4 protein-coding genes are annotated in these 7,914 nt (G+C 75.4%); all 4 read right to left on the bottom strand.

What is annotated here, in order from left to right; genetic code table 11:
* On the bottom strand, window positions 1-701 hold a 701-nt coding region (locus AB0N76_RS31260; RefSeq protein WP_363562877.1), incomplete at its 3' end, for a condensation domain-containing protein.
* Window positions 698-2,182, bottom strand: coding sequence for a condensation domain-containing protein (locus AB0N76_RS31255; protein WP_363562875.1), 1,485 nt, complete (start codon window positions 2,180-2,182; stop codon window positions 698-700). The genes AB0N76_RS31255 and AB0N76_RS31260, both read right to left, overlap by 4 nt.
* On the bottom strand, window positions 2,179-7,713 hold the full coding sequence (locus tag AB0N76_RS31250; RefSeq protein WP_363562873.1) for an amino acid adenylation domain-containing protein: 5,535 nt from the start codon (window positions 7,711-7,713) through the stop codon (window positions 2,179-2,181). The genes AB0N76_RS31255 and AB0N76_RS31250 overlap by 4 nt, the downstream gene beginning before the upstream one ends.
* Complete coding sequence (locus tag AB0N76_RS31245; protein ID WP_363562871.1) at window positions 7,710-7,856, bottom strand: hypothetical protein; 147 nt, start codon at window positions 7,854-7,856, stop codon at window positions 7,710-7,712. The genes AB0N76_RS31250 and AB0N76_RS31245 overlap by 4 nt, the downstream gene beginning before the upstream one ends.
* Between the last annotated feature and the right edge of the window lie 58 nt (window positions 7,857-7,914).

Here is a 7,914-nt window from a genome sequence, read left to right as displayed (position 1 = left end):
TGGAGGGTGGGGCCGGTGAGGGTTTGGCGTTGCCAGCTGGCGAAGTCGGTGTAGTGGAGGGGGAGTTGGGGCCAGGTGGGGGGTTGGTTGGCCAGGGCGGCGTGGTAGGCGTGGGTGAGGTCGTTCTCCAGGACGTTGATGGACCAGCCGTCGAAGATGCTGTGGTGGACGGTGATCAGGAGGATGTGGTCCTGGGGGGCGAGGTGGAGGAGGTGGGCGCGGGTGAGGGGGCCGGTGGCGAGGTCGAAGGGCTGGTCGGCCTGGGTCTGGGTGTGGTCGCGGGCGGCCTGCTCGGGGTCGGCGGCACCCGACAGGTCGAGGCGTTCGAGGGGGATGGTGCCGGCGGGGTCGACGATGACGTGGGGCTGGTCGCCGTCGTTGCCGAAGCGTGAGCGCAGCACCTCGTGCCGTTCCTCGACGGCCTGCCAGGCCCGTTCCAGCGCGACTGGGTCCAGCTCACCCTTCAACCGGTAGGCGGTGTCCTGCATGGTGTACGCGAGGTTGCCCGGGATCAGCCGGTCCAGGAACCAGAGCCGCTGCTGCGCGAAGGAGAGCGCGGGCCGCTCGCTGCGCGGCTGCGGTCCGGGCCGCGACGGGGCCTGTCGGGCACCCCGGGTCTGCGCGGCCCGGGCCCGGCCCAGCCGCTGGGCGAGCAGCCGGGCGCGGTCGTCGCCGTTCTGGTCGAGCTGCTCGGTGGTCATGACGCCTCCGTGGTGGTGCCGTTCCAGCGGTCGAGCAGGGCGAGCTCTTCGCCGGTGATGATCGGGACCCGCGAGATCCGCTGGGCCGGGTCGGCCGCCACCGCGGTGAGGAAGTTCAGGTAGTGGCCGGCCAGCCGGCGCGCGGTGTCCGCGGAGAACAGGTCGGTGGCGTAGATGAGTTCGCCGCTCAGCTCGTCCGTCCCGTTGTCGAACAGGTGCAGCTCGACGTCGAACCGGGTGGTGGTGCCGTCGGTGTCGAACTGCGTCACGTCGAGTCCGGCCAGCGCCAGCTCGCCGACCTCGGCGCCGCCCTCGGTGTTCAGCAGGTTGAACCAGACCTGGATCAGCGGGTTGCGGCTGAGGTCGCGGGTCGGCGCCAGCTCCTCGACCAGCTTCTCGATCGGCAGCTCCTGGTGCGAGAAGGCGCTCAGGGCGGTCTCCCGGACCTGGTCCACCAGCTCGGCGAAGGTCGGCTCGCCGGCCAGCCGGGCGCGCAGCGGCACGGTGTTCACGAAGAAGCCGATCAGCTGCTCGACCGCCGGGCTGATCCGGCCCGCCACCGGCGAGCCGACCAGCAGGTCGTCCACCCGGGCGTGCCGGGACAGCACCGCCTGGTAGGCGGCGAGCGTGACCATGTAGAGGCTGGCCCGGTGCTCCCGGGCGATGCCGCGCAGCCCCTCGGTGACCTCGGCGGGCACCGTGAACGGGACGGACCGGCCCTGGAAGCTGGGGTTCAGCGGGCGCGACTTCTCCACCGGCAGCTCCAGCACCTGCGGGACGTCCGCCAGCTGCTCGCGCCACTGGCGCAGGTGCCGGGCGAGCCGGTCGCCGGACAGCTGGGCGCGCTGGCGGACCGCGAAGTCGGCGTACTGCAGCGGCAGTTCGGGGAGCTCGGGACGCTCGCCGGCCAGCGCCGCGGCGTAGCCGGCGGTGACCTCCCGGGTGAGCAGGCCGAGCGAGACGCCGTCGAAGACGCTGTGGTGGACGGTGACCAGCAGCACGTGGTCCTCGGCCGCCAGCTTCAGCAGCCGCACCCGCAGCAGCGGTCCGGTCTCCAGCGCGAACGGGGTGCCGGCCTCGGCGGAGGCCTCCGCCCGGGCCGCCGCGACGGGGTCGGCGGCTCCCGAGAGGTCCTCCCGCCGCAGCGCGAACGCGGCCGGCCCGACCAGCTGGTAGGGCTCGTCGCCGTTCAGCGCGAACCGGGTGCGCAGCACCTCGTGCCGCTCGACCACCCCGGTCAGGGCCCGCTCCAGGGCGTCGGCGTCCAGCGCGCCGCGCAGCCGGTAGGCGGCCGGGATCACGTACGCGACGTCGTCGGGCCGCAGCTGGTCGAGGAACCACAGCCGGCGCTGGGCGAAGGACAGCGCCGGGTGCTCGCCGCGCTCCGGGCCCTCGGCGAGCGCGGGGCGCTTCTTCGCGGAACGCTCGAACAGGCGGCGGCGCAGCAGTTCCTCGCGCTCGGCCGAAAGGTTGGTGCTCATCGGTGACTCCTCGTACCGGTCTGGGGTTCGGCGCCGTGCACGGCGGCGGTGACCTCGGTGTCGGACATGGCGGCGATGTCGGCGATCACGGCCTCCTCGACCGCGCGGGCCAGTTCGGCCACCGTCCGGTTCTCGAACAGGGTGCGCAGCGGCAGCTCGACCTCGAAGGCCGCGCGGACCTTGGAGACGACCTGGGTGGCGAGCAGCGAGTGGCCGCCGAGCTCGAAGAAGTCGCTCTCCACGCCGATCCCCGGCAGGCCGAGCGCCTCCGCCCAGATGTCCGCGATGATCTCTTCCTGGAGGTTGCCCGGGGCCTGCTCGCCGGTCGGCGAGGTGCCCTCGGCGACCGGGTCCGGCAGGGCCTTGCGGTCGAGCTTGCCGACCCGGGTGAGCGGCAGCTCGGGCAGGAACACCAGGTAGCCGGGCACCATGTGCTCGGGCAGCACGGACCGCAGGTGGGCGCGGAGTTCGTCCCGGCCGGGCTCCTCCGCGCGGGGCACCAGGTAGCCGGCGAGGTGGCGGTGGCCGCCGACCTCGACGGGCACCACCGCGGCGTCCGCGACGCCGGGGTGGCGGCGCAGCACGGTCTCGATCTCGCCGGGCTCGATCCGGTAGCCGCGGATCTTGACCTGGTGGTCGATCCGGCCGAGGAACTCCAGCGTGCCGTCCGGTCGCCAGCGGGCCTGGTCGCCGGTGCGGTACAGCCGGGCGCCGTGGCGGGCCCCGTACGGGTCGGGGACGAAGCGGTCGGCGGTCAGGCCGGGCCGGCCCAGGTAGCCGCGGGCCAGGCAGTCGCCGCCCACGCAGACCTCGCCGGGCACGCCCACCGGGACCGGCTGGAGCGCGTCGTCCAGCACGTACACCTGGGTGTTGGGCACCGGGCGGCCGACCGGGACGGCCGTCGGCCAGTCCTGCGGGCTGCCGGTGAGCCGGTGGGCGGTGATGACGTGCGCCTCGGTCGGGCCGTACTGGTTGTCCACCTCGACGCCGGGCAGCCCGGCCAGCAGCCGGTGGATCTCCGGGGTGAGCCGCAGCTCCTCGCCGGCCGTGGTGATCTCGGCGAGCGGGGGCAGCGGGTCGGCGGCGGTCTCGGCGAGCTGTTGCAGCACCATCGGCGGGCAGAACAGCCGGCGGGTGCCGTGGGCGCGCATGACCCGCAGCATCTCCTCGGGGTCGCGCCGCTGGTCCTCGTCGAGCAGGACGACCAGGCCGCCGGCGAACCAGGTGGAGAACAGCTCCTGGAAGGAGATGTCGAAGTTGATCGCGGAGAACTGGAGCGTCGGCCCGGGCACCGCGCTGCGCTCCAGCTGCCAGTGCAGCAGGTTGAGCAGCGGGCGGTGGGTCATCGCGATGCCCTTGGGCCGCCCGGTGGTGCCGGAGGTGTAGATGACGTAGATCAGGTCGTCGACGTGGCCGGTCGGCTCGGGGTCGGTGTCCGGCCGGCCGGCCAGGTCGTCCGCGTGCCGGTCGACCAGCAGGGCGGGCACGTCCGCGGGGAGCCGGTCGACCAGCTCCGAGGTGGTCAGGACGAAGGCCGCCCCGGCGTCGCGGACCATGAACTCCAGCCGGTCGGTGGGCAGTCCGTGGTCCAGCGGCAGGTAGGCGGCGCCGGCCTTGAGGATCGCCAGCACGGCGGCGGCCCGGGTGATGCCCTGGGGCAGGCAGAGTCCGACGATGGTCTCCCGGCCCGCGCCGTGTTCGCGCAGCAGGCCGGCCAGCCGGTTGGCCCGGGCGTTGAGCTCCCGGTACGTGACCGTCTCGGAGCCGGAGCCGGAGCCGGTGCCGGAGACGGCGGCCGGGGCGTCCGGGGTGCGGGCGGCCTGCCGCTCGAAGCGCTCGGAGACGGTGGCGCCCGCCTCGTACGGTCCGACCGGCGCGGCCCACTCGGTGAGCAGCCGGCCGCGTTCGGCGTCGGTGAGCACGTCCACGTGCAGCGGCCGGATGTCCGGGTCCTGGCCGACGGCCCGCACCAGGCGGGTCAGGTGCTCGGCCAGCCGGGCCACCCCGGCGTCCTCGAACAGGTCGGTGGCGTAGACGAGTTCGCCGTCGAGCGCGCCGGAAGGGTGCTCCTCCAGGTGGAGTTCCAGGTCGAAGCGGGTGGAGACGAATCCCGTGTCGAAGGCCTCGACCCGGGTGTCCGGCAGGCTGAGCGCGCCGCGGGAGGCGAACAGGTCGAACCAGACCTGGATGACCGGGGTGCGGCTGAGGTCGCGGGGCGGCGCGAGCTCCTCGACCAGCTGCTCGAACGGCAGGTCCTGGTGGCTGAACGCCTCCAGGGCGGTGGTCCGCACCGCCTCGACCAGCTCGCGGGCGGTCGGGTCGTTGCTCAGTTCGGTGCGCAGCGGCAGGGAGTTGACGAAGAACCCGACCAGGTCCTCCACCTCGGGCCGGGTCCGGCCGAAGACCGGGCTGCCGACCACGATGTCCCGGCCGCCGGTGTGCTTGGCCAGCAGCACCTGGAACAGCGCGAGCAGCACCATGAACGGGGTGGCGCCGTGCTCCTCGCCCAGCGTCCGCAGCGGCTCGACCAGGTGGGCGGGCAGCCGGAAGCGGTGCACGCCGCCGTGGTAGCTCGGCAGCGCGGGCCGGGGCCGGTCGGTGGGCAGTTCGAGCACGCTGGGCGCGTCGGCCAGCTGGTCGCGCCAGTAGCGGACCTGGCCGGTGAGCACCTCGTCGTCCAGCCAGTCCCGCTGCCAGGCGGCGAAGTCGGCGTACTGGACGGGCAGCGGGGCCCAGTCCGGCCGGCCGCCGGCCAGCCGGGCGCGGTAGGCGGTGCCGAGGTCGCGCTCCATGATGCCCACCGACCAGCCGTCGAAGACGCTGTGGTGGACGGTCAGCAGCAGCACGTGGTCCTGCTCGGCGAGCCGGACCAGCCGGGCCCGCAGCAGCGGTCCGCGCTCCAGGTCGAACGGCGTGCCGGCCTCCTCCCGGGCCAGCTCGCGGGCGGCCGCGGCCGGGTCCGGCCGGTCGCCGAGGTCGGTGCGCGCGAGGGTGAACCGCTCGGCGCCGTCGAGCACCGCGTACGGCTCGCCGCCGATCGTGGTGAAGCGGGTGCGCAGCACCTCGTGCCGCTCCAGCACGTCGCGCAGCGCGGTCTCCAGCACGGCCGGGTCGACCGGGCCGCGCAGCCGGTGGGCCTCGGCGATGGTGTAGGCGGTCATCCCGGGCGTCAGCTGGTCGAGGAACCAGAGCCGGCGCTGGGCGAAGGAGAGCGGCCGGGGCTCGTCCGGGGCGCTCTCGCGGGCTTCGAGCACCGGCGCGCCCTGCTCGGTCCCGGCCCGGCCGAGGGCGGCCGCCAGTTCGGCCACCGTGCGGTGCTCGAACAGCAGCCGCAGCGGCACCGGCACCTCGAAGGCCTCGCGCAGCCGGGAGGCGACCTGGGTGGCGAGCAGCGAGTCGCCGCCGAGGGTGAAGAAGTCGTCGTGGACGCCGAGGTCGCGGGTGCCCAGCAGGCCGGCCCAGACCGAGGCGACGATCTGCTCGGTGATGTCGCGCGGGGCGACCGCGGCGGCGGCGCGGACGGTGGGCGCCGGCAGCGCCCGGTGGTCCACCTTGCCGTTGGCGGTCAGCGGGAGGCGGTCGAGCACGACCACCACCGGCCGCATGTAGCCGGGCAGGTAGCGCTCGGCGTGGGCGGTCAGCTCCGCCGGGTCGATCCGCTCGCCGGGGGCGGCCACCGTGTAGGCGGCCAGCACCCGGGCGCCGGAGGCGGCCCGGGCGGCGGTGACCACGGCCTGGCCGACGGCGGGGTGGCCGGTCAGCACGGCCTCGACCTCGCCGGCCTCGATCCGGAAGCCGCGGACGTTCAGCTGGCGGTCGACCCGGCCGAGGAACTCCAGGGCGCCGTCCTCCAGCCAGCGGACCAGGTCGCCGGTGCGGTACAGCCGGTCGGTGTCGGGGCCGGCCGGGTACGGGTTGGCGACGAACTTCTCGGCCGTCAGGTCGGGCCGTCCGGCGTAGCCGCGGGCCAGGCCCGGTCCGGCGACGCAGAGTTCGCCGACCGCCCCGCGCGGGACCAGCCGCAGCCGGTCGTCGAGGACCACGATCTGGTGGCCGGGCAGCGGCCGGCCGATCGGCGGCGGCCGGTGCCAGTCGCCCGCGCAGATCAGCTGGGTGACCGCGACGGTGGCCTCGGTGGGGCCGTACTGGTGGATCAGGGTCCGGCCGGCCGACCACGGGCCGATCAGGTGGCCGGGGGTGGACTCGCCGCCCATCGAGATCGCGCGCAGCCCGGGCAGGGCCGCCGGGTCGAGCAGCGGGAGCATGGCCGGGGGCAGGTCGGCGACGGTGACGCCGGCCCGCCGGACCAGCTCGGTGAGCCGGGCCGGGTCGTTGCGCTCGGCCTCCTCGGCGATCACCAGGGCGGCGCCGCCGAGCAGGGTCGCGAAGATCTCCAGCACCGAGACGTCGAAGCCGAGCGCGGCCCGCTGCAGGAAGCGGTCGGCCGGGGTGATCCGGTAGTCCTCGATCGCGGAGCGGACGAAGTGGGCGACCGAGCGGTGCTCGATCATCACGCCCTTCGGCCGGCCGGTGCTGCCGGAGGTGAAGAGCACGTAGGCGAGGTCGGTGGGCAGCGCGCTCGGGGGCGGCGGCAGGGGGGCGCCGGGCGCGTCGGGCGCCGCGTCGAGCAGGACGACGGCGCGGCCGTCGGCGGCCCGGGCGGCGGTGCCGTCGGCGTCGTCGGTCAGCAGGACCCGGACCTCGGCGTCGGCCAGGACGGCGCGGGCGCGTTCGGCCGGGGTCTGCGGGGTGACCGGCACGTAGCAGGCGCCGGTCTTGAGGACGCCGAGCAGTCCGGCCACGGCGGCGGCGCCGGGGGCGGCGGAGATCGCCACCCGGTCCCGGTGCCGGACGCCGGCCGCGTGCAGCCGGCCGGCGATCGCGTCCGACCAGCGGTCGAGTGCGGCGTAGCTGTGGCCGCCGGTCGCGGTGTGGACGGCGGTGGCGTCGGGGGTGGCGGCGGCCCGGGCGCGGAACAGCCCGTCCAGGGTGGCGGTCAGCGCGTCCCGGTGGGCGGGGCGGCCGAGGGCGAGGGTCCGGGTGAGTTCGGCGCTCTCCTCCTCGCCGACCAGCGGGAGTTCGCCGACGGTGCGGTGCGGGGCCTCGGCGAGGCCGGTCAGCAGCCGCTCGAAGGCGCGCAGAAACGATTCGGCGGTGACGCGGCCCCAGAGCGCGGGGTCCAGCCCGGCCGCGGACCGCAGCTCGCCGCCGTCCACGGTCGGCTCCACCGTCAACTCCAGCGTCAGGCCGGGGAGTTCGTCGGCGGCCAGGGTGACCGGCAGGGCGGAGCCGGACCCGGCCGCGCCGTCCAGCAGCCCGGCCAGGGTGCGTCCGGCCACCGCGTCCAGCACGGCCGGCGACCCGCCGTCACGCCGGACGGACACCTGCTCGCCGCCGGTCCAGCGGCCGGCCAGCGCGGCGAACACCGCCGTCAGGACGGCGGGCGCGGGCGCCCCGAGCCGCTCCGCCGCGGCGGCCAGCGCCGCCCCGGCCGCGGCCGAGGCGCGCCGGACCTCGACGCGCTCCGTCATGACCGCCCCCCGGCCGGCAGCTGGAAGTAGCTCGTGGCCTCCCGCCGCCACCGGCGCCGCAAGGGGTCGTGGAACAGCCGGGCGACCAGTCCGACCGGACTGACCACGGCGTAGTACAACAGGGCGAGTGGAAGGGAACGCATGGCGGTGTCGGCTCTCCTCGAGCGTGTGAGCGGCTGGAGCGGGTGGTGGGCGACGAGG

It is taken from the genome of Kitasatospora sp. NPDC093806 (assembly GCF_040683335.1).
In the GTDB taxonomy this organism is placed as follows: Bacteria; Actinomycetota; Actinomycetes; order Streptomycetales; family Streptomycetaceae; genus Kitasatospora.
Note: the sequence above shows the minus strand (reverse complement) of the source record. Positions and strands in the feature narration are given on the sequence as shown.

Excerpts from the sequence above, each read along its gene's own strand:
- AB0N76_RS31255 (WP_363562875.1), bottom strand. The coding sequence starts at position 2,182 with ATGAGCACCAACCTTTCGGCCGAGCGCGAGGAACTGCTGCGCCGCCGC.
- AB0N76_RS31250 (WP_363562873.1), bottom strand. The coding sequence starts at position 7,713 with ATGACGGAGCGCGTCGAGGTCCGGCGCGCCTCGGCCGCGGCCGGGGCG.
- AB0N76_RS31245 (WP_363562871.1), bottom strand. The coding sequence starts at position 7,856 with ATGCGTTCCCTTCCACTCGCCCTGTTGTACTACGCCGTGGTCAGTCCG.